Consider the following 25,489-nt stretch of genomic DNA (forward strand, 5'->3'; position numbering starts at 1 on the left):
GGCTGGCATGATGGTCGCACACCGGAGGTACCGATGCAGACCTCGCCTGCTGCGCCACCCACCGAAACCCGCAAGCCGCGCGACGACGAGATCGATATCCACGGGCTCACCCACGTGGGCAAAGTGCGCGACGACAACCAGGATCACTTCCTGATCTGCTCGCTGCGCAAGCACCTCGACGTGCACAGCACGAGCCTGCCGGCCGATGAGCTGGCGGGCGTGAAGACGGACCGACTGGCCTTCATTGCGATGGTGGCGGATGGCGTGGGTGGTGGGGTTGGCGGCGAGGAAGCGAGTCGCTTCGCATTGCGCGCCGTGTCCGAGTACGTCACGCAGAGCGCGCACTGCTACTACACGGCCGATGCATCCGACGACGAGGCGTTCCGGGAGACGCTCGAGGAGGCGGCCACGCGCGTGCACGAGGCGTTGCAACGTGCGTCCGAGGGGCGCACGCGGGCGACGACGCTCAGCCTCCTGCTCGGCGTGTGGCCGCGCCTGTACCTGCTGCAGGTGGGCGACAGTCGCTACTACCTGTGGCGGGACCGGCGGCTCACCCAGGTGTCGCGGGATCAGACGATCGCGCAGGACCTGATCGATGCCGGTGTATTGCGTCGCGGCGACCGGCTCGGCCGACTGGCGAACACGCTGTCGAGCGCGATCGGCGGGCCGACGTCGCGGCCCGAAGTGACGGCCGTGGAGAACTCCTGGGGATGCGTGCATCTGCTGTGCAGCGACGGGCTCACGAAACACGTGAGCGACGAGCGCATTGCCGAGGTGCTCTCGACGATGACGTCGGCCCGCCAGGCGTGCGAGCAGCTGCTCGCCGAGGCGTTAGGCGCCGGCGGCACGGACAACATCACGATTCTCGTGGGTCGGACGCTGCGGCATGGCGCGTGAGCCCCACGTGTCGGACCCCACGCGGCGGTCGTTCGTCGCCGCAGGGACGGTGGCACTCGCCAACGTGGCGATCGCCCGGCGCATGCCGGTGCAGGCGCCCACGTACGACCTCGTGGTACGCGGCGGGACGGTGTTTGACGGCACCGCGAGCGCTGGTCGCGAACTCGACGTCGCGACGCGTGACGGTCGCATGGCCGCGATTGGCCCAGGCCTTCCCGGCCGCGGCCGCGACGAGATCGATGCTCGGGGTCGCGCGGTCGCGCCGGGCTTCATCGACATCCATTCCCACGGTGATGGCTCGCTCGACGACGACCCGCGCGCGGAGTCGGTGATCCGACAGGGCATCACCACGATCATCGTGGGGCAGGACGGGTCGTCGCGTGGCGAGGATCCTGGCCAGCTGCGCCCCTGGCGCGAGCGGCTCGAACGCTCCAGGGTGGCGGTGAACGTTGCCACGATGATCGGGCTGGGATCGGTGCGCGGCGCCGTCGTCGGTGACGTCGATCGACCGGCCTCACCAACCGAGCTGCAGCGCATGGTGCGGATGGTGACTAGCGCCGTGGAGCAGGGAGCGTGCGGCGCGTCGTCGGGCCTCGAGTACACGCCCGGCGCGTTCGCGGGCCGCGAGGAACTGATCGCGCTCTGTCGTCCGCTCGCGGCCCGGCGGCTGGTCTACGCGACGCACATGCGCAACGAAGACGATCAGCTGCTGGACTCGATCGATGAGTCGATCGCGGTCGCGGTGGGCGCGGGGTGCGGGCTCCAGGTGTCGCACCTCAAGACGCAGGGGCCGCGGAACTGGTCGCGGCTCGGCGATGCGTTTGCGCGTATCGAACGCGCGCGGTCCACCGGGCTCGACGTGGCGTTCGATCGTTACCCCTACATCGCCTACCAGACGGGCCTCACGAACATCTTCCCGGTTTGGAGTCGCGACGGGGGAACTAACGCGTTCCTCGCGCGCCTCGACGATCCATCGGTGCGCGATCGCATTCGCGCCGAGGCGCTCGCAAAGGTCGACCTCATCGGTGGCTGGGATCATGTGATGGTCGCTTCGGCGCGCGCCGTCGAGGATCGCGCGGCCGAGGGCAAGCGCCTGGGGGCGTATGCCGCATCGCTTGGCGCCGATCCGTATGCCACCGCGGTCGCGATGCTCAGGCGCAATCGTGCGAGCGTGGGCATGGTGGGCTTTGCGATGAGCGAGGAGAACCTCGATCGCATTCTCGCGCATCCGGCCGGCATGGTGTGCAGCGACGGTGGAGCGTATGCGATCGAGGGGCCGACACGACGCGGGAGTCCGCATCCGCGCGGTGGTGGTTCGTTCCCCCGCGTCCTTGGGCGCTACGTCCGCGAGCGCAAGGCGCTCACGCTCGAGCAGGCGATCCACAAGATGACAGCGTTTCCCGCGTCGCGGGTCCGGCTCTCCGACCGCGGTCGACTGGCGGTGGGACACGCAGCCGACCTCGTGGTGTTCGATCCGGGTCGCGTCGCCGACACGGCGACCTATGAGCAGCCGTTCCAGTATCCGGTGGGCATATCCCTCGTCGTCGTGAACGGCCAGGTGGCCCTGCGAGATGGTGAGCGCATCGGTGCGCACGCCGGTCGTCCACTGTCCGCTTCGTCCTGACTCCCAGCCAGATGCTCCTGCATCTTCCACGTCCCGCCGCCTCAGGCGCGCTCCTCGCCGCCCTCGCCCTCACGCCTGCCGCGCCGGCGCCGGGGCAGGCGCCAGCGGTCATCGATGTCACGGTCACGGAGGGCACGTCGATGTCGGTGGCCGCATCGCGCGACGGGCGCCAGCTCGCCATCGACCTGCAGGGGAGCATTTGGGTCATGCCGAGCAGCGGTGGGCGCGCGCAGCGCGTCACCGACGAGTACAACGATGCGAGGCAGCCCACGTGGTCGCCGGATGGCCGCGTGATCGCCTTTCAGGGATATCGCGACGGTGGCTATGACATCTGGGCCGTCGACGCGGACGGGACGCACCTCAGGCAGCTCACGTCGGGACCCTTCGACGATCGTGAACCCACCTGGTCCGCCGACGGCCGTTTCGTCGCGTTTGCCTCGGACCGCGGCGGTTCCTACGACATCTGGCTGCTCACGGTGGCCACCGGCGCCCTGCGTCAGGTGACGCGTGACCCCGGCGAGGACTACATGCCCACCTTTTCGCCCGAGGCTGACGAGATCGCGTTCGTGAGCACGCGGCAAGGAGCGCCAGCGGTCTATGCCGTGCAGGTGTCGACGGGCGCCGAGCGGAGGCTCACGACGACGAGCGGGCGATACGACGCCCCGTCGTGGGGCCCCGGCGGCGAGATCGTCGTTCACAACACCGCGCAGGGCGCGAGCCGATTCGAGCACAACGGCAAGCCGATCACCGCGGACGAAAACGTGTTCGCGTTCCGCGCGGGCTGGCTGTCGCCCGGCGAGATCGTGTACGTCGCGGATGGCCACATCCGGCGACGCTCGATTGCCAGCGGTGTGTCGGCGACGATCGACTTCTCGGCCACGCTGCAGGTCAGGAGGGCGGCGCTCACGCCGCGCCGGCGGGACACGCAATCCCGGGTGCCCCGCCGCGCGCTCGGTGTGGTGGCTCCTGTCGTCTCGCCCGACGGGCGCCAGGTGGCCTTTGCCGCGTTAGGCAACCTGTACCTCATGCCCGTGGGCGGCGCGCCGCGCAAACTCACCGACGACCCATGGCTGGACACCGAACCCGCGTGGTCACCCGACGGTCGGTATCTCGCCTGGTCGTCCGATCGCGGCCGTGGGACGCTGCTCGACCTGTGGGTGTACGACACGCAGACCGGGACGTCGCGACAGCTCACCCGGGAGGGCACCTCGGCGATGGGTGCGGCGTGGTCGCCGGACGGCACGCGCATCGCCTTCCTCGACGTCGACGGGATCTGGCGCCGGGCCAACGTGTCCGTGGTGGACGTTGCGACAGGCACCGTGACGCAGATCCACCCCTCGCTCTTCGGGCCCGGCGCGCCCACCTGGTCACCGGACGGCCGTCGCGTGCTGGTCGCCGCACTCGTGGCGTATTCGACGCGCTTTCGCGAGGGCACCAATCAGCTGCTCTCCATTCCGGTCGATGGTGGGCAACCGACCGTGTACACGCCGGTGGAGCACCTCTCCATCGACTCGCGTGTGGGTGCGGGACCGGCGTGGTCGCCCGATGGGCGCCGCGTCGCACTCATCTATGAAGGGGTGCTCGCCGTGGTCCCGGTGGACGCCAGCGGTCGTCCCGTGGGACCGCCGCGTCGCCTGACCAACGAGATTGCGCACGCGCCATCATGGACCGGTGATTCGCGATCGATCCTGTATCAGTCCAACGAGCGCCTGCGCCTGCTCGACGTGGAGACCGGCGCGGTGCGGGACGTGCCCGTCGCGTTGAGCTATGCGCCGTCGATCCCGACCGGCCAGGTCCTGGTGCATGCGGGCCGGCTGATCGATGGCCGCAGCGACCGCGTACGCACCGACGTCGACGTGCTGATCCGCGGCAACCGGATCGAGCGCGTGGTGCCGCATGCAACGCATCCGGCCGGTGTGCGCGTCGTCGATGCCTCCGGGCTCACGGTCATGCCGGGACTCATCGAGTACCACACGCATCTGCAGAAGGACCTCGGCGAAGCGTCGTACCGGGCTTACCTCGCCTTTGGCGTCACCACGGTGCGAAGCCCCGGGAGCACGCCCTATGAAGCCGTGGAAGACCGCGAAGCCGTGGATGCCGGTGTGCGGCCTGGTCCTCGGCTCTTTGTGACCGGCTACCTCATGGAATGGAACCGCGTCTACTACAAGATGGCGGTGGCCGTGTCGAGCCATGCGCACCTCGATCTGGAGCTTGCGCGTGCGAAGGTGCTCGAATTCGACATGCTCAAGAGCTACGTCCGGATGCCCGACCTGCAGCAGAAGCGCATCATCGAGTTTGCGCACCGGATGGGCGTGCCCGTCTCGTCACACGAGGTATTCCCCTCGACCCTGTCCGGCATCGACGCGACCGAGCACACGACCGGCACGAGTCGTCGCGGGTACTCACCCAAGGCCGCGACGCTGCAACGTTCGTACGCCGACGTGGCTCAGCTCTTCGCCGCATCGGGAGTGCCACTCACGCCGACGCTCGCCCTCAGCGGCGGCGGTCTGCGACGCCTCCTGGAACGCGACACCACGCTGCGGCACGACTCGCGCTTTCGCCTGTACCCGGAGTGGCTGCAGGCGCAGCTCGCGGCCGGCGGGGCAGGCGGGGCGCCACCGGGCGCCGTGGACGCCAACGCCGGCGGGCGCATGGTGATGGGGCTCATGCGGGCCGGAACGCGCATCGTGGCCGGCACCGACACACCGAACGCGGCGACGCTGCACGGCGAGCTGTTCACGTACGTCCTGGCCGGCATGACGCCGTTCGAGGCGCTGAAGACCGCGACGGTCAACGGCGCCGCGCTGCTCGGGCTGGACGCAGGAACCATCGAAGCAGGTAGACTCGCCGACCTCGCCATCGTGAACGGCAACCCATTAGAGGACATCTCGGCGACGACGCGCGTGCGGTATACCATCGCCAACGGTCGCGTGTTTTCCGTCGATGATCTCGTGAAGCCATGAAGACTGTACCGTCCCTGCTCGCCGCAGTGCTGTTCGCCACCAGCGTGGGCGCTCAGCCCCGGACGCGGCCAAACATCGTGTTCATCTTCAGCGACGACCACGCCACCGCATCGATCGGCGCCTACGGGTCACGGTGGAACCAAACGCCCAACCTCGACCGCATCGCGCGCGAGGGCATGCTCTTCAAGAGTGCGTTCGTCACCAACGCCATCTGCGGCCCCAGTCGTGCGACGGTGCTCACCGGACAGTTCGGACATCTGAACGGCGTGCCGACCAACAACGACTCGCTGCATCCCACCACGCTCACGTTCCCGCGACTCCTGCGGGCGAGTGGGTACCAGACGGCCCTCGTCGGCAAGTGGCACCTCACGACACGGCCCGAAGGGTTCGATCACTACGAGATCCTTCGCGGCCAGGGCACCTACTACAACCCGGTGTTCTTCCGGTCCAGGGACACGACCCGGTTCGAGGGCTATACGACCGACGTCATCACCGACCGCGCCCTGGCCTGGCTCGCGCAGCGCGATCAGCGCAAGCCGTTTCTCCTCATGCTGCAGCACAAGGCGCCGCACCGGCCGTGGGATCCCGGCCCGGCGCATCTCGACCAGGAACGCGATCGCTATTTCCCCGAGGCGTATTCACTCTTCGACGACTACGCCACACGCGCCCGACCCGCGCGCGAACAGGAGATGACCATCGCGCGCCACCTCACGGATCGCGACCTCAAGTTCACGCCGCCCGCGGAACTCACGTCATCGCAGCTCGATCGCTGGAATCGCACCTACCTGCCGCTCAACCAGGTCTTCCGCGACTCGGCCCTCACCGATTCCGCCCTCGTGCGCTGGAAGTTCCAGCGCTACCTCGGCGACTACCTCCGCACCGTGCAGTCCGTCGACGACAACGTGGGCCGCGTGCTCGCCTGGCTCGATGAGAGCGGGCTCGCGAACAACACCATCGTCGTGTACTCCTCCGACCAGGGGTTCTTTCTTGGCGAGCACGGATGGTTCGACAAGCGCTTCATGTACGAGGAGTCGATGCGCACGCCGCTCATGATCCGGTGGCCCGGTGTCGTGCGTCCGGGTTCCGTGAACGCGGATCTCGTGCAGAACCTCGACTACGCGGAAACGCTGCTCGAAGTCGCCGGGGTGCGCGTGCCAAAGGCGATGCAGGGGAGAAGCCTGGTGCCTCTGCTCCGGGGACGCCGTCCCGTCAACTGGCGTGACGCGCTGTACTACCAGTACTACGAGTATCCCGCCGAGCACATGGTGCGGCGCCACTATGGGGTGCGCACCAATCGCTTCAAGCTCATTCACTACTACGAGATCGACGAATGGGAACTGTTCGACCTCGAGCGCGATCCGTTCGAGATGAAGAACGTCTACGCGGTGCCCGAGTACCGGCACACGATCTACGCGTTGAAGCGTAAGCTTGGTCAGTTGCGCTCGGAGTATCGCGTGCCGGCCGTGGACCACGTGCCGTACCCCGAGGCGCGCCGGTGATCGACCCGCGCAGCGACGCCAAAGTCATCGACTCGTGGCACGTGAACGCCGACGCATGGACGCAGGCCGTTCGCGAGGAGCAGATCGAGAGCCGGCGACTCGTGACCGATGCCGCGATCGTCGACGCGGTGCTGGCGCTCCGTCCAGCCACCGTGCTCGACCTCGGATGTGGCGAGGGTTGGTTGGTGCGTGCACTCCGTGCGCGCGGCGTCGCGGGCACGGGCGTCGACGCCGTCCCCGCTCTCGTCGAACAGGCGCGTCAGGCCGGTGGTGGCATCTTTGAAGTCGTCACGTATGAGGCGATCGCCTCCGGACGGTGGTCGACGACAGCTGACGTGGTCGTCGCCAACTTCTCACTGATCGGGCACGAGGCGGTGACGCGACTCCTGCATCGCGTACCCGCGCTGCTCCATTCGGGCGGCGCGCTCGTCATCCAGACCCTGCATCCCATGGTCGCGTGCGGCGACCTGCCCTATGCGGACGGCTGGCGCGACGGATCGTGGGCGGGATTCTCCAGCGTGTTCACCGATCCGGCGCCGTGGTACTTCCGGACGATCGGGAGCTGGCTCGCGCTGCTCGACGCATGCGGCCTTCCGTTCGTACGCCTGCGCGAGCCTTTGCATCCCGCGACGGCGAAGCCGGCTTCGCTCATCCTGACGGCGCTGGCTGGCTAGGGCCACCGGCGGTCGATAACATTTGCGACGCTGTTCCACCGCGCCGGCGGCTTGCGCCGAGGCGCACATCGGAGACGTTCGGATGACCTTCAGGCCTGTTCGATGGCGTGCCGCGGTGCTGGCCATCGCGGCAATCGTTCCCACACTTGGTGCTGCCCAGGGCGCCACCGGGTCGGTACGCGGACGCGTGACCGACGCCGCGAGCGGTCGCGGGATTGCCGACGCGCAAGTCACCGTGGCCGGCACACGCGTCGGTGCGATGACCAATGCCAACGGCGAGTATGCGCTCGCGCAGGTTCCGGTCGGCGCGCGCAGCATCTCGGCGCGACGCCTCGGCTTCAGTCCCGCTTCGCTCGACATCACGCTGGCGGCCGGCGGAACCGCAACAGCGGACTTTGCGCTCCACGTGAGCGCGGTCAACCTCTCGGAGGTCGTCGTCACCGGGTCCGGCACGCCCACCGAACGGCGCAAGCTCGGGACGAGCGTGGCGGCGGTCGACTCCACCATCATCGGTCGTGCGCAAGCGGTAACGGTGGACCAGGCACTGCAGGGCAAACTGCCCGGTGCGCAGATCACGCAGAATTCCGGCAGCCCGGGCGGCGGAGGCATTTCGGTGCGCCTGCGTGGCGTGAACTCGTTCATTTCCGGTTCCGATCCGCTCTACATCGTCGACGGCATCATCATCGACAACGGCTCAGCGCAGATGGCGGATCTCGGCGGTCGATCGAATCCGCAGAACCGCCTGGCCGACCTCAACCCTACCGACATCGAGCGAATCGAAGTGATCCGTGGCGCGGCTGCCGCGGCGCTTTACGGTTCGCGCGCCAACAACGGGGTGGTGCAGATCTTCACCAAGCGCGGCACGATCGGACGTCCGCGCTTCAACTTCACGTCGCGATACGGGTCGGCCGAGCTGCGTGAGCAGCAGCCTTTCAACCTGTACCCGTTCGACCAGGCCGGCCGCCCGATCGCGAGGTTCAACTACCAGGACGACATCTTCCATCGCGCCGCGCAGCACGAGCTGAACCTGACCGTCGAGGGTGGCAACGATCAGACTCGCTACTTCGTGAGCGGCAATCGGTCCGACGAGGACGGCATCCTCCGGTCGACGTCCTCGCAGCGGACGGGTGCGCGGGTGAACCTGCAGCAGCAGCTCTCGTCGCGGCTCATCGGCAACGTGACCGCGAACTACGTCACGACAAAGAACCAGCTGCAGGCCTTTGGCGAGAACAACAGCTACGGCATCATGGGCTCGCTCTTCTTTGCCCCCACGCAAGTGGACTTCCGTCCTGTCAACGGCATCTACCCGCTCCCGCCGTCGCTCGGCACCAATCCGCTGCTCGCCATCGATCGCATCCGCAACCCGCAGGTGATCGAGCGGTTCATCGGGTCCACCAAGCTCACGTGGACGCCGGCCACGCGTCTGCTGTTCGACTACACCATCGGCATCGACAACATCGGCGCCGAGCAGCGCCAGTTCGTCCCGCGCGGCGCCGTACTCGGCACCGCTCCCGACGCCACCGGGCGGTCGCAGTCGATCTTCCAGAACAACCGCGTGGTCAACCAGGACGGCGTGGGGACCTACACGTGGCCCACGCTCGCCGGACTCGAACTCCGCACCACCGCCGGATTCAACTACACCGCGCAGCAGATCCGGACCACGAATGCGATCGCCAACGGTCTCGGCCCGGTGGGAGAGCTCATCAGCGCGGGATCGGTCTTCAACGCCGCGCAGAGCGACGTGCAGCTGCGCACGCTGGGCTTCTACGGTCAGCAGGAAGTGTCCATCGGTGATCGGCTCTTCCTCAACGGTGCGGTGCGCTACGATGCGTCGAGCACGTTCGCCCCGGACGAGCGCTGGCAGGTCTTCCCGAAATTCTCGGCGTCGTACGTGGTGACGGACGCGCGACCCGGCATGTTCAACAACCTGCGCGTGCGTGGAGCACTGGGGTGGGCGGGCAGCCAGCCCGGCATCGTGAACGCCTATTCGCAGTTCATCAGCTTTGCACCGGCCGCGTTCGCCGGGCGTCCCGGGTTTGCCAACGACATCACGTTCGGCAACCCGAGCCTGCGCAACGAGCGCGCGCGGGAATGGGAGGTTGGCGCCGAAGTGGGTGTGCTTGGCGGACGAGTGGGCGCCGAAGCGACGTACTACGATCGCCTCGTCGACGATCTGCTCTTCTTCCGGCCGCTCCCCACGAGCACTGGCTTTTCGCGGCAGTTCTTCCCTATCGGCTCGATGTCGAACAAGGGGTTCGAGCTGCTGCTCCGCACCAGCAACGTCGACATGCCGCGCCTTTCGTGGAACTCGACGTTCACGTTCACGAAGAACACCAACCGCGTCGAACGCCTGGCGATCCAGGACTTCCAGTCGGCGGGCGGCTACCCCAACCGCATCCGCACGGGTGAGCCGGCTGGCGTGTTCTATGGGTCGTATGCGGCGCGCAACTGCGTCACGGGCGCGCTGCTCCTCGACTCCCTGGGTCGGTATCGGCGCAGCAACCAGGCGGTCGACATGGGGGCAACGCCTGCGCAACGCCGGGCCATTTCGGGTGGCACCTGCAACGATTCGCTGAACCGCGTCATCGGCGATCCCAACCCTGCCTGGATGGGTTCGTTGCTCAACGAGTTCACGATCGCGCGGAAGCTGCGGGTGCGCATGCTCCTCGATGGCGTGTTCGGCAACGACATCATGAACCTGTCGACGCGCGCGCAGAATGCCGGCATCGCCTCCAACTCAAAGGAGTTCGAGCGCGAGCTGCTGCCCTATGGCGATTCGCGCAAGCTGCCGCCGGGCTACAATGCGCGCACGCAGGGCATCTTCGAGTACTGGATCGAAGATGGCACGTTCGTGAAGCTGCGCGAACTGTCGGCGAGCTACACGCTCGACCTCCCGTCGGTGAAGCGCGTGTTCCGGGACGGCGTCGAGTTCACGCTGTCGGGCCGCAACCTGTGGGTGTGGACCGACTACAGCGGCTACGATCCCGAACTCAACCTCTTCGGCACCAACGCCGGCGGCATCGGCTCGGTGCAGACGACCGCAGCCGACCGGGGCTTCGACTTTGGTGGCTATCCCATCCCTCGCGTGTGGTCGATCTCCGCACGCGTCACCTACTGACCGGCGGATGACGACGATGACCAATCTCCGCCGCACGGGCGTGATGCTCACGGTTGCCCTCACGACCGGGTGCAACCTCGACCTCCAGAACCCCAACTCTCCGACGCAGGAACAGGTCACCACGAGCGTGGACGGCGTGATCGCCCTCGCGACCGGGCTGCAGGGGCGCTTTGCCAGCTCGTATTTCAACTACGCCTACATGGCGGGACTCGTGACCGACGAGTTCGCGGCCACGAGCGCGTCGCTCATCTCCATCAGCGACGCCGAACAGGGCGCGGTGCCCTCAGGCACGGGCGTTGCCGAGAACGTGTTCAATTCGATCTATCGCACCGTGCGCACGGCCGACGATCTGCTGGCCGGCTCAGTCGCGCTTGCTTCACAGATCGACCCAGGCACGCGCAGCGGCCTGCGCGCGCTGGCGTTCACGCTCAAGGCCGAGGCCCTCGGTGAAGCGCTGCAGTCGTACCAGAAGATTCCGATCCGCACGTTTGGCGTGACGGCGCCGACCTACGTCGCGCGGGCAGAGGCCCTGCCGTACGTGCGCGCCCTGCTCGACTCGGCGGCCCAGGAGATCACCGCCACGCCGCCCAGTGGCTTCTTCAACACGAACATTCTGACACCGGGCGTGAACCTGACGAACGTACTGAACCTGTTCCGTGCACGGTACGCGCGCATGGCGAACGACCATGCGACGGCCCTGGCGGCGGTCAACCAGGTCGCCCGGACGGGTCCGGCCGCGTTCTCCCTGCTCGCGTTCCCGGCGCCGGCGGTCAATCCCTACGCCAACGTCACGGGCGGCACCAACGGCATCGCACCACGGCGGCAATGGCGTCTGTCGATGTCGCCGCAGGATCAGCGCTTCGGCTACTTCGTAATTCCTTCCACGACGGCGACCGGTCGCGTCGGCGCCCTCATCGATCCGTGGAATCGTTATGCAAACGCGCAAGCGCCGCTGCCGGTCTACTTTCCCGACGAAGCGCTGTTGATCAAGGCCGAAGCCCTGGCGAATCAGTCGCAGCTTGCTGCCGCGCAGGCCGCGCTCGACTCGGTGCGTACCGACTGCACCGGTGGGCGCGGGCTCGATGATCCCAAGGCCTGCCTGACGCCGTTGGCGGGAAGCCTGACGCAGGCCGAGTTGCTGACCGAGATCTACGTGCAGCGCCGCTACGAGCTGCTGGGCACCGGGCTGCGGTGGGAGGACGCGCGCCGCCGCAGCGCGATTCGCGGGCCGACCGCGGCGCCCGGCGTTCCGTCCGACGGACAGCGCTGCTGGCTGCCGTACGCGCTGGGTGATCGCAACGCCAATCCCAACGCCACGTTTGCCGCCTTTCCGGACCCCACCGAACCGTCGACCTTCCCGTCGGGGTGTGCCCTCTGATGCCGACCTCCCTCATGATGACGCAACATCGAATGCGGTTGCTCGCCCTTGCCGCCGCCGTGACACTGTCGGGCGCCGCATGCGGCACGACCGACGCTGCCGCGCCGCTTGCCCCGTCGGGACCGCAGGGACGCGTGCGCCTGGTGAACCTGATCAACGACCCGGCTCGCCTGCCGGTGAACGCGATCCTCGAACGTGTCCCGTTTGGCGTCAACCTCGGGTACACGCAGACCACACCGTTCACGCTCGCCGCGCCCAACAACGCGCCGTACGCGGCCGTGCTGGCTGGCGCGCGCAGCATCGTGCTCAAGCGGACGGCGGACACCAGCGTGGTGGTGGGTACGCTCGCGTTCACCGTGAACGCGGACCAGGACAAGACCATCTACGCCGTGGGTGGTGTGGGTGGATCGGCTGTGACCGCGCTGGAGACCGTGGATGACAACCAGACCCCGGGTGCCGGGCAGGTGCGCGTGCGGTTCGTGAACCTGAGCCCAACGGCTGGCGCGGTGGATGTGTTCATCACGGCGGCGGGGGCCGATCTCGCCGCAGCCACGCCCGCGTTTACCGGGGTGGCCAACCGGGCCGCGTCGACCTACGCGTCCGTAGCAGCTGGCACGTACATGGTTCGCACGGTGCCGACCGGTACGGCGGCGGCGGCCCGGAACGGTGCGGTCAACATCACGCTCGCCGCGGCGGCATATCCGGCGCTCGCGGCGCGCACGTTCGTCGCGGCGGAGAACACCACGGGCGGAGCGCCGCTCCGTCTGTTCGGGTTGACGGATCGCTGATCGGGAGTGGACCGTAACGTGCGAGGCCCGGGGATCTCCCGGGCCTCGCTGCGTTCGTAGCTCCTCCGGTGCTCCCGCGAGCCTGAGCCGAAGATCCAGTCTGATCGGCGCGCCGCGACCGGTGGCGAGCTCAGTCGAAGAGCGAATCGAGCCGACAGGTGAACCCCGGCAGCAGCGCCTCGCCGTCGAGCGCCTCGTCGCGCGCGAGTTCTGCCTGCGAGCCGTCCGCCCGATACACGCGAGCACGCTGCCGGATCGGATCGATCACCCAGACCATCGCACATCCCGCTTTCAGCCAATCCGCCGCCTTCTCCAGCACCTCGCCGGGCCGGTCGTCTGGCGAGAGCACCTCAACCGCGAGATCCGGCGCGAGCTCCGGAAAACCACGAGTCGACGGTGCCAACAGGCGCTCCGTTCGAATGAATGCCGCATCCGGCGCGCGAACGGTGTCGGGGTTGCGGAACAGCGTAAAACCCGTCTCCGCGGCGAACACGCGCCCAAGCTGCCGCCCACGGCAATGTTCGAAGAGCGCTGCGCCGATACGCATGGCCACATCGCCGTGCTGGTAGCCCGCCGGCTCGCGCACGATCAACCGGCCGCGCACCAGCTCCGTGCGCTTGTCCGGCAGGTTGAGCGCCAGCAGCTCCTCGGCAGTCATCAGCGCCGCAGCCGTCATGCGGTCAATATGCCGGATGGTCTCGGCCATGGCCAGCACGCTAGCGTTCAGCGTCACGCCACCGTCACGCATGAGCGCACCCACCATCGTCAACGTCGGTTTCCGCTCCACCAACTTCTGGGTCGTGAGCGTTGGCACCTCACGTCTTCTTGTCGACCTCGGCTGGCCGGGAATGTTCACGTCGCTCCAGGCGAACCTCGACCGCATGGGCGTTCCCCTCAGGGAGATTCGCTACGGCCTCGCCACGCACTACCACATCGACCACGCCGGCGCGGCCCAGGATCTCAAGCAGCGCGGCATGCGGCTCATCGTGACGCCCGAACAACAGGCCCACATTCCGCTCATGAGGCAGTGGATCAAGCCGGGTGAGCCCTACACCGAGATCACCACCCACGACAACACGCAGGTGCCGCTCGACCAGAGCCGCGCGTTCCTGCGCGACATCGGTATCGACGGCGAGATCGTGCACACACCCGGCCACTCCGACGATTCGGTAACGCTCGTGCTCGACACCGGCGCCGCGTTCACCGGCGACCTCACCATGGAAGCCATGGTGGGCGCCGAAGACCCGAGCGTCATCGCCCGCAGCTGGCAGGCATTGCGCGATCGCGGTGTCACCACGATCTACGGCGGACACGGGCCGATTCATCCGATCCCGCCACCGCTCGATCGCGGCTGACGTTGGCGCGTTTGCCCCAAGGGGATAACGTTCCCCGACGGCGCGGGCTCGAGCGCCTGCCATCCCAATCATGCACGCATGGCGACCAACGTCCACGACAGCATCCTCGGCACCATCGGCCACACGCCGCTCGTCCGGCTCAATCGGGTCACGCGCGAAATCCCGGCAACGGTCTACGCCAAGGTCGAAACCTTCAACCCTGGCCACAGCATCAAGGACCGCATGGCGGTCCGCATGGTGGAAGACGCCGAGCGGAACGGCCTGCTCAGGCCCGGGGGAACGATCATCGAGGGCACGAGCGGCAACACCGGCATGGGCCTCGCCATTGCGGCCATCGTGAAGGGCTATCGCTGCATCTTCACCACCACCGACAAGCAATCGAAGGAAAAGGTCGACGCGCTGCGCGCGTTTGGCGCGGAGGTGATCGTGTGCCCGACCGATGTCGAGCCGGAGGACCCGCGTTCGTACTACTCCGTGTCGTCGCGGCTCGAACGCGAGGTGCCTAACGCATGGAAGCCGAACCAGTACGACAACCTGAGCAACTCACAGGCGCACTACGAGACCACCGGGCCCGAACTCTGGGGCCAGCTCGATGGCCGCATCGACCATCTCGTGGTGGGCGTCGGTACCGGCGGCACCATCTGCGGCACCGGCCGGTTCCTCAAGGAGCGCAACCCAAAGCTCAGGGTCTGGGGCATCGACACGTACGGATCGGTCTTCAAGAAGTACAAGGAGCAGGGCGTGCTCGACCGGCACGAGATCTATCCGTATGTAACCGAAGGGATCGGCGAGGACTTTCTGCCACGGAACGTCGACTTCGACGTCATCGATCACTTCGAAAAGGTCACCGACCGCGACGCGGCCATCTTCACCCGCGAGATCGTGCGCCAGGAAGGCATCTGGGTCGGCAACTCCGCGGGTTCGGCCGTCGCCGGACTGCTGCAGCTCAAGGATCGGTTCAAGGCGGGCGAGGTGGTGGTGGTGATCTTCCACGACCACGGCACACGCTATCTGGGCAAGATCTTCAACCCCGACTGGATGCGCCGCATGGGCTACGAAACCGTTGCCGGCCCCACCGCGCGGAGCCTGGTGCAGAACAAGCGCGTGGCCGACATCGTGGGACTCGAACAAACCGCCACCGTCGCCCAGGCCGTGGCGCGCATGAGCGAGAACGACTTCTCGCAGATCCCGATCACCAAGGAGCACCGCATCGTGGGTTCGCTGCGCGACACGCATGCCTACGCCAGCATCGTCGCGGATCACGCGGTGCGCGACCAGCCGGTGTCCACCATCATGCAGAAGGCATTCCCATACGTGGACATCGAAACGCCGATCGAACTGCTCGCCCCGATGATCACGCCCGAAACGCCTGCGCTCCTGGTGCGCGACTTCGCCGCCGACAAGACCTGGGTGATCACGGGCTACGACATCCTGCAGGCAATGCGTTAGGCAGTCCACGATCGACACTCACCTCTCACCACGAACCACATGCGCCGTTCATTCCTTCTCCTCGCCCTCGCGGCCTGCGCGCCAGGCGCCGAGCGCGCCGACAGCGCCACGGCCGCCGTGCCGCCGGGCGTTGCCTCGCGTGAGGTGGCATACCAGGAAGGCGCCACCTCGCTCAAGGGCTATATGGCGTGGGACTCGTCGCGCACCACGCCGCGACCGGGCGTCATCGTCGTGCACGAGTGGTGGGGCCACAACGAACACGCACGCAACGCCGCGCGAAAGCTGGCCGAAGCGGGCTATGTGGGATTTGCACTCGACATGTACGGCGACGGCAAGAACACCACGCACCCGGACTCGGCGGCGGCGTTCGCGGCCGCCGCCGCGTCGAATATCGAGTCCCTCACCGCCCGGTTTGCGGCGGCGATCGCGCAGCTCAAGGCGAATCCCGGCGTGGACTCCACGCGCATTGCGGCCATCGGCTACTGCTTTGGTGGCGCCGTGGTCCTTGGCATGGCGCGCTCCAGCGCGGATCTCGATGCCGTTGCCTCGTTTCATGGCGCGCTGCCGCCCGACGCGCCCATCGACTCCGGGTCCGTGAAGGCGCGCATTCTCATACTGAATGGAGCCGCGGACCCGATGGTGCCGCTGGATCAGGTGCAGGCCTTCGCCGACCGGCTCACCAAAGCCGGGGCCTCGGTGGAGCTGGTCAACTACCCGGGCGTCATGCACAGCTTTACCAACCCGCGCGCCGATAGCGTCGGCATGCAGGGCTTGAGGTACGACAGCGCCGCTGACCAGCAGTCATGGGCGGCCCTGCTCAAGATGCTCGGCGAAGTCTTCCCGGGCTGACCCCGGGCAGGCCTCGGCCGCACACGTCCTGGATCATCGGTGAACCACGCGCACGGCGCTCACTCCCGTGCGCGTGCGCCGATCGGAGGGGCCTGACAGCTCCCCGCGCTCGGCTGCGCAATGCTGAAGGAAACCACCACTGCCAAGGGTCCAGATGCCGTCCATCAGCTGCCGACACGTTCGTGCCGTCCTGCTCCTCCTGTTCGCCACGATCGTTGCCGCATGCGGTGGCGGTGGCGACAAGGGCGGGCCCACGCAGCCGCCAGGCAACACCGGCACGTTGACTCTGAGTGCCGGGACCCCGGCGGTCCAGCTGAGCACGGGCGGTTCGGCAACCGCGGCGGTGTCGATCGTACGCGGCGGCGGATTCTCCGGTACCGTCACCCTCGCCCTGAGCGGCTTGCCAACCGGCGTCACCGGTGCCTTCAATCCTCCGAGTCTCGACGCCAGCACCAGTGCAAGCACGCTGACGCTCACTGCAGCGGCCAACGCGGCGCCGGGCCTGGCCACCATCACCATCACCGCATCGGGGACGGGTGTCACGTCGTCCACAACGACCGTGCAGGTGGTGGTCACGCAGCCAACGATCGCCATCTCGCTCACTCCGGCCACGCTCTCCATCACCGCGGGCCAGGCTGGGTCCACGGTGGTGAACATCGTGCGATCGGCCGGCTTCACCGGTGCGGTGACGCTCGCGTTGATCAACCCGCCGACCGGCGTCACTGGCGCGTTTGCACCGTCGCCGACCACGGCGATCACCTCGACGCTCAGTCTCAACGTCGCCTCGTCGGTCGCCGCAGGTAACCAGACCCTCACGATCCGTGCGTCGGCCACCGGCGTGCAGGACGTGACCGCAACGCTCACGCTGACCGTGGTCGCTTCGGGCCCGGTGGGCTTCAGTGTCGCGATCGATCCCGTCGAGTTCGAACTCCCGGCGGGCCGAGGGTGGAGTGCGAACGGCATCGTGTCCATCCAGCGCGCCAATGGGTTCGCCGGCCCGGTTTCCGTGTCGATCCAGGGCCTCAGCTTTCCGGCCGTGGTGGCGGTGACGCCCGCGCAGATCGCTGCCAATCAGGTCGCGACCAATGCGCTGGCCCTCGCTGTCGATCAGGCCACACCGGGCCTCTACACCGGCACCGTCCGCGTCTCCGCTCCGGGTTTTGCCGACCAGACCGCGCAGGTCCGGTTCCGCGTGTCGTTGCCTTCGACCGGCAGTATCACGTGGACGTATTGTCGTGCCGATCGCGTGCCCAAGTGGTTTGCCGTGCGTGACGGCAATGGCGCGTGGAAACACATCGTGCCGGCAGGCCCGGCAGCCGCGACCGCCAGCGATCCGACGCGGTTCTCCTTCGACATCAGCAGCAGCACGGCGTCGGTGGCACTCGTCAGGCTCGGCGAAAAGACGAGTGCGTCTCCGCTCATCGAGGGCCACCACTGGGAGGTGTATTACCTCTCGCGCCAGGAAGTCATCGACGCCGCGACCGCCGAGTGCGTCGACAACCGCGACACATCACCGCGCACCATCACCGGCACCGTGACCGGGTATCAGTCGTTCGACGCGATCATCGCCTCCACCAGCCGCCGCGGCAACGCATTTGTAGGCAGCACGGGGCCGCTCTCCACCACGTTCACCGCGCAAAACCAGCCCGCGGGACCGTTCGACCTCCTGCTCACCCGTTCGAGCGCCGTCGGCCTGCTTCAGGACCTCGCCGTCCGCTCGCTCGTCCTGCGGCGCGGGCTCGATCCTGCGACGGGTGTGCCGATCGCCCCGATCGACTTTGCCACGCAGGGCGTTGCCCCGGCGAGCGCGACGCTCACGTTCGCCAACCTCAATGGCGAGAACTTCACCAACGCCATGACCTTCCGCACCGTGGCGGGGCTCAACGCCTGGTTCGTCGCCAGCGGGCAGTTCGCGTCGGCCACCCGTACGTGGTATGGCGTGCCGGCGGCACAGCAGATCGCGGGCGACCTGCATCAGATCACGGCGACGACCGCCAGCACCACGGCGCGCCGCCAGATCATCCACTTCTCGACGGGCGTGGCCAACCGCACGCTCACCTTTGGTACGCCGCTCGCCCAACCAGCGGTTTCACCGGTGTTCACCACGCCTGGTGCTATCAATGCCGCCGGCATCCTGGCGCCGGAGTATGCGTCACGTGTGGCGATGTACTATCGCGAGCAGGCCGCGGACCCGCGGACCCTCATCGTGGTGGCCACGCGCGGATTCCTTGGCGGCTCGACGCAATACGACGTGAGCGTCCCGCAGCTGCCGGGTACGACGGGCTTCATGAACTTCTGGTACCCGCGTCGCGGGAACACCGTGCGATGGACCGTCACCGGTGGTGAGGGGTCCACCGGCGAGGCACTCAGCGATTCGTTCTGCGTGATCCAGGGCTACTGTCCCGTGAAACCCGTCGCCGGCGTCACGTACCTCTCGGCGCAGGCGACCGGGACAGTGGGAATTCCGCAGTAGCAGCGATTCGGCCCCGTCCCAGATGGCGTCTCTGCTCACGGGGCCGTCAGGCCCGCATCGTGGACTTCCTGGCGGGCTGCGCCTTGCCCTGCCTGTTGACCACGATCGCTGCGCGAACCAGAGCCTTGAACGCAGCTGCGTCGACCACCGCGCCCTCGCGAATGTCGATCGCTCGGCGAACGCGGCCTTCCAGGCTCGCGTTGAAGAGGCCCCGGGGGTCGGGGAGCGAGGCACCCTTGGGGAAGGTCAGCTTCACAGTCGACTTGTACGATTCGCCGGTGCAGATGATGCCATCGTGTGACCAGACCGGGTTGGCCCACTTCCATTCCTCCACGACGTCCGGATCGGCAGCCTTGATCAGCGCTCGCACCCGAGCGAGTGTCTCTCCCCTCCAGTCATCGAGCTCCGCGATGCGTCTGGAGATGTGCGCCGATGCGGGCTGATCCGGGCTCGGCGCTGACTTCTTCATCATGCGTGACCTCTGGGCGGTGGACGGTACATCCCGGCTACGCGCCCACCGGAGCCGCTCGACGCGCGCGGTGCTCTTCCCATTCGATGAACGGCCCATCGAAGTCCGTCAGGTGCGCACCGTCGAATGCCCAGACGCGCGTCGCCACCTCACGAAGAAAGGCGCGATCGTGACTCACCAGCAACACCGACCCTTCGTACTCATCGAGCGCATCCTCGAGCACCTCGATGTTCTCGACGTCGAGATGGTTGGTGGGCTCATCGAGGATCAGCAGGTTCGCGTGCGAGAGCGTCATGAGGGCGAGCGCCATCCGGGCGCGCTCGCCACCGGAGAGCGTCCGGATCTCGCGAAAGATCTCCTCGCCGCTGAATCCAAAGGCGCCCAGGCAGTTCTGCACCTGGCCCCGGTTCCAGAGCGGCCGCTTGTCCTGGATCGCGTCTGAGAGTGACTTGTCGAGCGGAAGGTCGGCCAGATCCTGCCGGAACCACGCCGCCGTGATCGACCCGCCGATCCGTGCTTCGCCGCCGGCCGGCGCGCGGTCGCCAATGATGGTCGAGATGAACGAGGACTTGCCGGCGCCGTTCGGCCCGACGAGTGCCACGAAATCGTTCCGGCGCAGCACCGCCGAGAAGTCCTTCACGAGCACTCGGCCCGGCACTTCCACGCGCAGATCCCGGATCGCGATCACCTGATCGCCACCCCGTTCGGCCGGCTCGAACTGGAGCGACATCGCCGCCGGATCTCCCGGCGGCGGCGCGAGCCGCGGCAGCCGCTCCAGTCGCTTGCGCTTGCCCTTGGCCTGGAACGAGTTCACCCCTGCAATGTTGCGACGGATGTACTCCTCCTCCTTCTTCACGTAGGCGCGTTGCCGCTCCAGCTCCCGTTCTCTCGTCAGGCGCCGTTCGGCGCGCTGCGGGACAAACTGGGAGTAGTTCCCCTTGTACCACTCGCTCGTCCGCCCTTCCACATGCACGATGTGCGTGGCAATCGCGTCGAGGAACGCACGGTCGTGCGAGACCACGATGACCGTTTCGTTCGCCTCGAGGAGCCACTCCTGAAGCCACGTCGTCGTGTCCAGATCGAGGTGGTTCGTCGGCTCGTCGAGCAGGAGCAGGTCGGCCGGTGCGATGAGCTGTGCGGCGAGGCCGACACGCCCGCGCTCTCCGCCAGAGAGCGAGGCCACCGAGCGCACCTTCGACTCCTCGGCGTCAAAGCCCAGGCCCTGGAGCACCGCGTCGACCCGCGCGTGGTAGACGTAGCCGCCAAGGTCCGCGAACCGCTCCTGATCGTGCCCGAACTGCTCGAGGAACGCCTCGGTGACTCGATCTCCGAGTTCGCCCATCTCGATGGCCTGTTCCGCCAGGCGCTGCTCGAGTGCAATCACCTCCCGCCACGCGGCCGCCCCAGCATCCCAGACCGTCGTCGCACCCTCGAACGCACGATGCTGGTCCAGCAGCGCATGCCGCAGGCCGGGTTTGCGCGCGACGCTCCCGGTCGTGGGTTTGAGTTCGCCGGTGATGAGCCTGAAGATCGACGACTTGCCCGCGCCGTTGCGGCCGATCACGCCCCACCGTTCGCCTTCGCCGACGGTGAACGTGACGTTCTTGAAGAGTTCCGTGGCGCCGAAGGAAACGCCGACGCCGGCAAGCGAAAGTAGGGTCACGCGAAGCGAGAGGAGGCCCGGGGAACGATGCAGGTCGCGCGCGCTCAAGTCCGAACGCGCGCGGCACCGGGTAAACTAACCTGACCGCAGTGCTCCCCTCGACGGTGGAACCCGGGGAAGGATCCACAGAGCCTCGGAACGCAGGCTTCGCGCCCCTTCAGCGCCGGCAAGCGTGTCGCGGGCTGTCCCGGCAGTAGCTGGCATACCGCTGTTAGTCCCGGCGAGCCCTCGTTTGTCGCCGGGAGATGGAAAGTGACGGCACCACGATGATGCGTCTGGAATTGATTCCGAGCGCCGACCGGTCGTGGAACACCCCCACCTCCGGCATGAAGGCATACTCCTCATTCCCCACCTTTGCCCCGAACGCCACGCCGATCGTCGGCCAGTCGGAGACCGCGCCTCGTCGCAGGGGCACCACCTGGCTCATGCGCAGTGCGCCGTATGGCGTGATCGCTTTCGGCACCAGCTCCGAGGCGGACACATGCAGGATCAGTTCCCCATACAGGTGGTTGCCGCCGTTCACGACCCCGCCGCCGAGGGTATAGGCTCGCCAGATGCTGCTCTGTTCGTCGAACTGACGCCGCTTCATGTTCACGATCAGGCCACTCAGGCTCGGCATCCGAACGCCCACGTCCATCGCCTCATCGACGCCGTAGCGATACTCCAGGTCCATGCCCCCACGCGGCGCGTACTTGCGGCCGGAGTCGCCGCGCAACTCGTATCCATGCGGCATCAGGAAGCTTGACTGGGAGAGCACCATGCTGCCTGGCTCCACGGTCTGCGCAGTCTGTCCCACGGCATACGGGATGCACCCGGTCAGGGCGAGCAGGCCCAGATGGGCGAGGCGAGTGGATCGCGTTTCCAGCGTTGTGCTGGCCCTTCCGCATCGTGAGCGGGCGACTTCGTGATCCAGGCGGCTTGGAACTCGACGCGATGGTGGGCGACCGCATTGCTCAAGCTACTTCTTGATGGCGTAGGCGACCTCGAACCCCGTGTGATACAGGCGGTCGGTGTCCACGGCCGCCGTGTAGGTGCACTGCCCCGGAGTGCCGAAGCCCCCGCAGGCTCGCCAGGCGACTTCGCCCGTTGACGCGCGCACTGCGGCCAAGTGCCCGCCCGCATGTGTAATGAAGACCAAGCTGTCGTCGGCCACCAGCGGATCGGTGGCTGAGCCTCGCTGCGTATTCATACGCCACCGCTCGGCACCGGTTGCGAGATCCAGCCCGACGATCGTTCCGAACGATGAGCCCAGCACCACGATGGAGCCCACCACCGCGGCAAACCTCGTGTCGCCAAGATCATCGCGCACGACGTGTGGTGCACGCCACCGCTCCGTCCCGGTGAGCTCGTCCACGGCGAGGACGTAGCCGTCGTCCATCGCCGTCACGATCACCAGACCACCGCCGACCGCCACGTTCCCGAGGCATCGCGAGGTGCGGAGCGGCCGACGAACGCGCAGTGGGCGTTCCCAAAGCACTGTGCCCGTGGCGCTGGCGAGGGCAACCAGCACACTGGTCCAGTCGCTCGACAGACACCCGAACACCCGGCCCCGCGCATAGACCGGGTCGTAGGCGACGTTAGTGTCTCCCGAGATCGGTTGCACCCGCCAGATCGTTGCGCCGGTCCTCGCGTCGATCGCGACAAACTGGCCGTTGCTGGACCCGCCGAACACCGTGTCACCGTGCGCCGTGGGATTCGACTGGGCCAGCACTACCCCCGGCAGCCCCACGCGCCACGCGGGGGCACCCGTGCGCCGATCGAAGGCCCACAGATCCACATCGGTGACGACCACGTTCGGGCCCGCGACCACTGTCCCGAAGCCCAAGGTCGCGCCCCCCGGCGCACCGATCGTGCGTCGCCAGCGCTCACGCCCGCTCCGCTTGTCCACGGCAAGGACTTCGTGGTTTCGCCCCAGAAAGAACGCGCTGGAGTCGTCGAACGAAGCCAGCCCTTGGCCGACGAGTGGCACCGACCATAGGTAGTCGCCGGGGTTCCGCGCCGGGGCGGGCCCTCCGTCGCCGGGAGGCAGGACACCCTCGCGCGAGCAGCCCTCGGCGCCGGCGAGCGCGATTGCGAGCAGGGCAGCTCGCCACAGGCCGCAGTGCATATGCTTATGGAACCGCGAGTGGACCTCCGGAACGCAGCAATCCGGCCATTCGCTGATAGACGAGATCTGATGAGGTCTCACCGAAATGATTTGGCCCGTCGGGAACGGTCAGCAGGCCTCCACCAGGGTAGATCGCCTTCTCCAGCCCCACTACCGAATCCCCTACACACGAGTACGGCACGCCCGTGTACAACTCGCAGTACACCTCGTCCAGATTCCACAACGCCATCGTCCCGTACAGCCACTCGAACGCAAAGAAGTGGGCCTGATACTCCATGGCCAGGTTCCCGGGATTGCGATAAAGCAGATAGTGCCAGTACGTCGCCTCGTACAGATCGGCCAGCGCATACTGAACGTAGGCACAGCCCGTTTGGCTCATCCACAGCCCGCACAAGTACCCGCCGATCTGCGGCACGACCGACATGATCCCGTGCCGCCCCTGCGGCATCTCGGTGGCCTCTCGCGTCAGCGTGGTATCGTGATTGAGGTTCGCGTTGAAGGCCGACCCCGGTGCCATCTGGGTGCGGAGTTCACCGCTCATCAACCCGAGGAATCCATCCACGACGAAGGCCGTGGCCTGCGCCAACACGCCAGTGTAGGTCAGCGCTTCGATCCACACCAGCGTCGTCTGGTTGTCCGCTCCACCCAGGATGGTATTGAAGTGGCTGATCGGGTGCGCGAGTTCCACCCCCGTGCTCATCACGAGCCCGGCCACCGCACCTGCGTTGCCGAACAGCGGCGCACCGCCGTGCGGGGTGCCCACCGTCACGATGCCTCGGTGCGTCGCCGGGGAATACCGACTCGCCATGCGGCTGGCGATGCCTCCGTTGCTGTGCCCCACGAAGATGCCCCCGTTCGGCCACCCGGCGGTATTGTACGCCAGCACCACGCCCTGCGCCTCGTATGTCGAATTGTCGGGCAGGTTCGGCCGATACACCTGGATGCGCGAGCCAAACTCCTGCACCAGGCGCTGCTCGGTGAGTTGCCATGTGCTGCCTGACGAGTTGAACCCATGAATCAGGCCAATGCGCTGCTGCGCGTCCGCTGTACGCGACGCCAGCGCGACGGCCATCGCGAACGCCGCGCGGGCGCTCAGCATTCGGGAGGCGATCATCGGTAGTCTCCGGATACGCGGCGAAGCACAGGATTGATCAGGCGAATCTCCACGGTGCGGCGCGTTGCTCCCCCACCGGGATCCGCCGTCTCGTGCCGCGAGTACGTGCGCACGAGTTCCCCACCACGAATCGCCTGGTAGCCATAGTGCGTCCGCGCCACGAGCTGCTGACGATCGATCAGATTCTCCTCCACCACCACCCCGCTGCCAGGATCGACCGAAACTTCCAGCAGACGCGATCCGATGGGCAGCACGTACCGGTCATACCCACCACGCGCGGTGACCCTGGCCGCCCCCGCGGCCAACAGATCCCGCACCGAGGCACCGGATCCTTTCTGATACACCACGCTGCCTAACCACGCATCGGGATCGACCGCTCGGCTCGACGGAGCGCTCGCGGACGGCTTGGACCGGAACAGCTGGGGGACGTACTTCGCGGCCGCAGGCGCCGGCGCACCCGTTGGCGCCTGTCGCCACGCCGGGTTCAGATCGAGCGCCTCGCCCCTGGCGTTGCGCACGACCACGTCGCCGAACGCATCGCTCAGCTCGAGGCTGGCGGGCAGTGAGTCTGATGTGGCTGGGGCCGCCCACGTGGCCGGCGCATGCGCGATCGTGGTAAGCCAGCCACCACGGGGGTCGCGACGCCGAGTCATCCTGAGTCGTCGGGCGGGACTCGAGTCGGTGCGAGTCCTGGTGACCCGGATCAGCCGCACTTCGTATTCCGTCGCGAACTCGAGGACGGAGTCGGCGCTCATCACGAGCGCTGCGGGATCAACGGACAGCGAGCGCTGCGGTGGCGCGTCGCCGACACAGGCTACCACCCACGGTAGCCACAGAAGCCTGCGGTATGCCCAGTATCGCCCACCCCACGGCCGAGCCTGCTCTCCCTCTCCCGTCCTCTCTCTCTCTCTCTCTCCATTCCTCCACCCCGTGAACGCGACGCGCCGAGTGTAGGCGCGTCGTGTTCACCTGTCAATGCCGATCATGCGGATGAGGACGGCATCGAGGCCGACGAGCTCTGCTGGCTGCATGCTGTTGACAGTTTGCCTCACCTCGCACACACCCGCGC

Annotated in this window: 19 protein-coding genes; 12 read left to right on the top strand and 7 right to left on the bottom strand. The window is 67.4% G+C overall.

Annotation, left to right across the window (positions count from 1 at the left end; translation table 11 throughout):
- Positions 1 to 33 precede the first annotated feature (33 nt).
- The 8 genes from IT361_06260 (at position 34) to IT361_06295 (ending at position 12,941) form a co-directional block, all read left to right on the top strand.
- Positions 34 to 897 carry a serine/threonine-protein phosphatase gene (locus IT361_06260; GenBank protein ID MCC6317281.1) on the top strand — a complete coding sequence of 288 codons (864 nt, stop codon included), beginning with the start codon at positions 34 to 36 and terminating at the stop codon, positions 895 to 897.
- Positions 887 to 2,521 (top strand): D-aminoacylase, encoded by a 1,635-nt coding sequence (locus IT361_06265; GenBank protein MCC6317282.1) that lies wholly within the window; start codon positions 887 to 889, stop codon positions 2,519 to 2,521. The genes IT361_06260 and IT361_06265 overlap by 11 nt, the downstream gene beginning before the upstream one ends.
- Before the next feature lie 11 nt (positions 2,522 to 2,532).
- Positions 2,533 to 5,484, top strand: a complete 2,952-nt coding sequence (locus tag IT361_06270; GenBank protein ID MCC6317283.1) for a PD40 domain-containing protein — start codon at positions 2,533 to 2,535, stop codon at positions 5,482 to 5,484.
- Positions 5,481 to 6,983, top strand: a complete 1,503-nt coding sequence (locus tag IT361_06275; protein ID MCC6317284.1) for a sulfatase — start codon at positions 5,481 to 5,483, stop codon at positions 6,981 to 6,983. The genes IT361_06270 and IT361_06275 overlap by 4 nt, the downstream gene beginning before the upstream one ends.
- A complete protein-coding gene (locus tag IT361_06280) occupies positions 6,983 to 7,657 on the top strand; it encodes a methyltransferase domain-containing protein (GenBank protein ID MCC6317285.1) in 675 nt (224 codons plus the stop codon). Before IT361_06275 ends, IT361_06280 begins: the two co-directional genes overlap by 1 nt.
- An 82-nt stretch (positions 7,658 to 7,739) precedes the next feature.
- On the top strand, positions 7,740 to 10,775 hold the full coding sequence (locus IT361_06285; protein ID MCC6317286.1) for a TonB-dependent receptor: 3,036 nt from the start codon (positions 7,740 to 7,742) through the stop codon (positions 10,773 to 10,775).
- Between the two features lie 16 nt (positions 10,776 to 10,791).
- The gene (locus tag IT361_06290) at positions 10,792 to 12,153 is read left to right on the top strand and encodes a RagB/SusD family nutrient uptake outer membrane protein (GenBank protein ID MCC6317287.1); all 1,362 of its coding nucleotides are present in this window, start codon (positions 10,792 to 10,794) and stop codon (positions 12,151 to 12,153) included.
- Between the two features lie 17 nt (positions 12,154 to 12,170).
- Positions 12,171 to 12,941, top strand: a complete 771-nt coding sequence (locus tag IT361_06295; GenBank protein MCC6317288.1) for a DUF4397 domain-containing protein — start codon at positions 12,171 to 12,173, stop codon at positions 12,939 to 12,941.
- 130 nt (positions 12,942 to 13,071) lie between these two features.
- Here the strand turns inward: IT361_06295 and IT361_06300 are convergent, their stop codons facing one another.
- Positions 13,072 to 13,647, bottom strand: a complete 576-nt coding sequence (locus IT361_06300; GenBank protein MCC6317289.1) for a Uma2 family endonuclease — start codon at positions 13,645 to 13,647, stop codon at positions 13,072 to 13,074.
- Between the two features lie 40 nt (positions 13,648 to 13,687).
- On the opposite strand from IT361_06300, the gene IT361_06305 reads away from it, so the two are divergent.
- The 4 genes from IT361_06305 to IT361_06320 all read left to right on the top strand — a co-directional run bounded on the left by IT361_06305 (position 13,688) and on the right by IT361_06320 (position 19,067).
- Positions 13,688 to 14,296, top strand: coding sequence for an MBL fold metallo-hydrolase (locus IT361_06305; GenBank protein ID MCC6317290.1), 609 nt, complete (start codon positions 13,688 to 13,690; stop codon positions 14,294 to 14,296).
- A gap of 78 nt (positions 14,297 to 14,374) precedes the next feature.
- Complete coding sequence (locus IT361_06310; GenBank protein MCC6317291.1) at positions 14,375 to 15,745, top strand: pyridoxal-phosphate dependent enzyme; 1,371 nt, start codon at positions 14,375 to 14,377, stop codon at positions 15,743 to 15,745.
- Between the two features lie 39 nt (positions 15,746 to 15,784).
- The gene (locus IT361_06315) at positions 15,785 to 16,594 is read left to right on the top strand and encodes a dienelactone hydrolase family protein (GenBank protein ID MCC6317292.1); all 810 of its coding nucleotides are present in this window, start codon (positions 15,785 to 15,787) and stop codon (positions 16,592 to 16,594) included.
- A 154-nt stretch (positions 16,595 to 16,748) separates the two neighbouring features.
- The gene (locus IT361_06320) at positions 16,749 to 19,067 is read left to right on the top strand and encodes a hypothetical protein (protein ID MCC6317293.1); all 2,319 of its coding nucleotides are present in this window, start codon (positions 16,749 to 16,751) and stop codon (positions 19,065 to 19,067) included.
- Positions 19,068 to 19,113: 46 nt separating this feature from the next.
- Here the strand turns inward: IT361_06320 and IT361_06325 are convergent, their stop codons facing one another.
- The 6 genes from IT361_06325 to IT361_06350 form a co-directional block, all read right to left on the bottom strand.
- A complete protein-coding gene (locus tag IT361_06325) occupies positions 19,114 to 19,536 on the bottom strand; it encodes a DUF1801 domain-containing protein (protein MCC6317294.1) in 423 nt (140 codons plus the stop codon).
- A gap of 37 nt (positions 19,537 to 19,573) precedes the next feature.
- Positions 19,574 to 21,199 carry an ABC-F family ATP-binding cassette domain-containing protein gene (locus IT361_06330; protein ID MCC6317295.1) on the bottom strand — a complete coding sequence of 542 codons (1,626 nt, stop codon included), beginning with the start codon at positions 21,197 to 21,199 and terminating at the stop codon, positions 19,574 to 19,576.
- Between the two features lie 211 nt (positions 21,200 to 21,410).
- Positions 21,411 to 21,932: a hypothetical protein gene (locus IT361_06335; GenBank protein MCC6317296.1), complete on the bottom strand. Its 522-nt coding sequence runs from the start codon at positions 21,930 to 21,932 to the stop codon at positions 21,411 to 21,413.
- A 225-nt stretch (positions 21,933 to 22,157) separates the two neighbouring features.
- On the bottom strand, positions 22,158 to 23,306 hold the full coding sequence (locus IT361_06340) for a PQQ-binding-like beta-propeller repeat protein (protein MCC6317297.1): 1,149 nt from the start codon (positions 23,304 to 23,306) through the stop codon (positions 22,158 to 22,160).
- 4 nt (positions 23,307 to 23,310) lie between these two features.
- Positions 23,311 to 24,420, bottom strand: coding sequence for a hypothetical protein (locus IT361_06345; GenBank protein ID MCC6317298.1), 1,110 nt, complete (start codon positions 24,418 to 24,420; stop codon positions 23,311 to 23,313).
- A complete protein-coding gene (locus IT361_06350) occupies positions 24,417 to 25,175 on the bottom strand; it encodes a hypothetical protein (GenBank protein MCC6317299.1) in 759 nt (252 codons plus the stop codon). Before IT361_06350 ends, IT361_06345 begins: the two co-directional genes overlap by 4 nt.
- Positions 25,176 to 25,489: the final 314 nt, after the last annotated feature.

The sequence above is a fragment of the Gemmatimonadaceae bacterium genome (genome assembly GCA_020846935.1).
In the GTDB taxonomy this organism is placed as follows: Bacteria; Gemmatimonadota; Gemmatimonadetes; order Gemmatimonadales; family Gemmatimonadaceae; genus RBC101.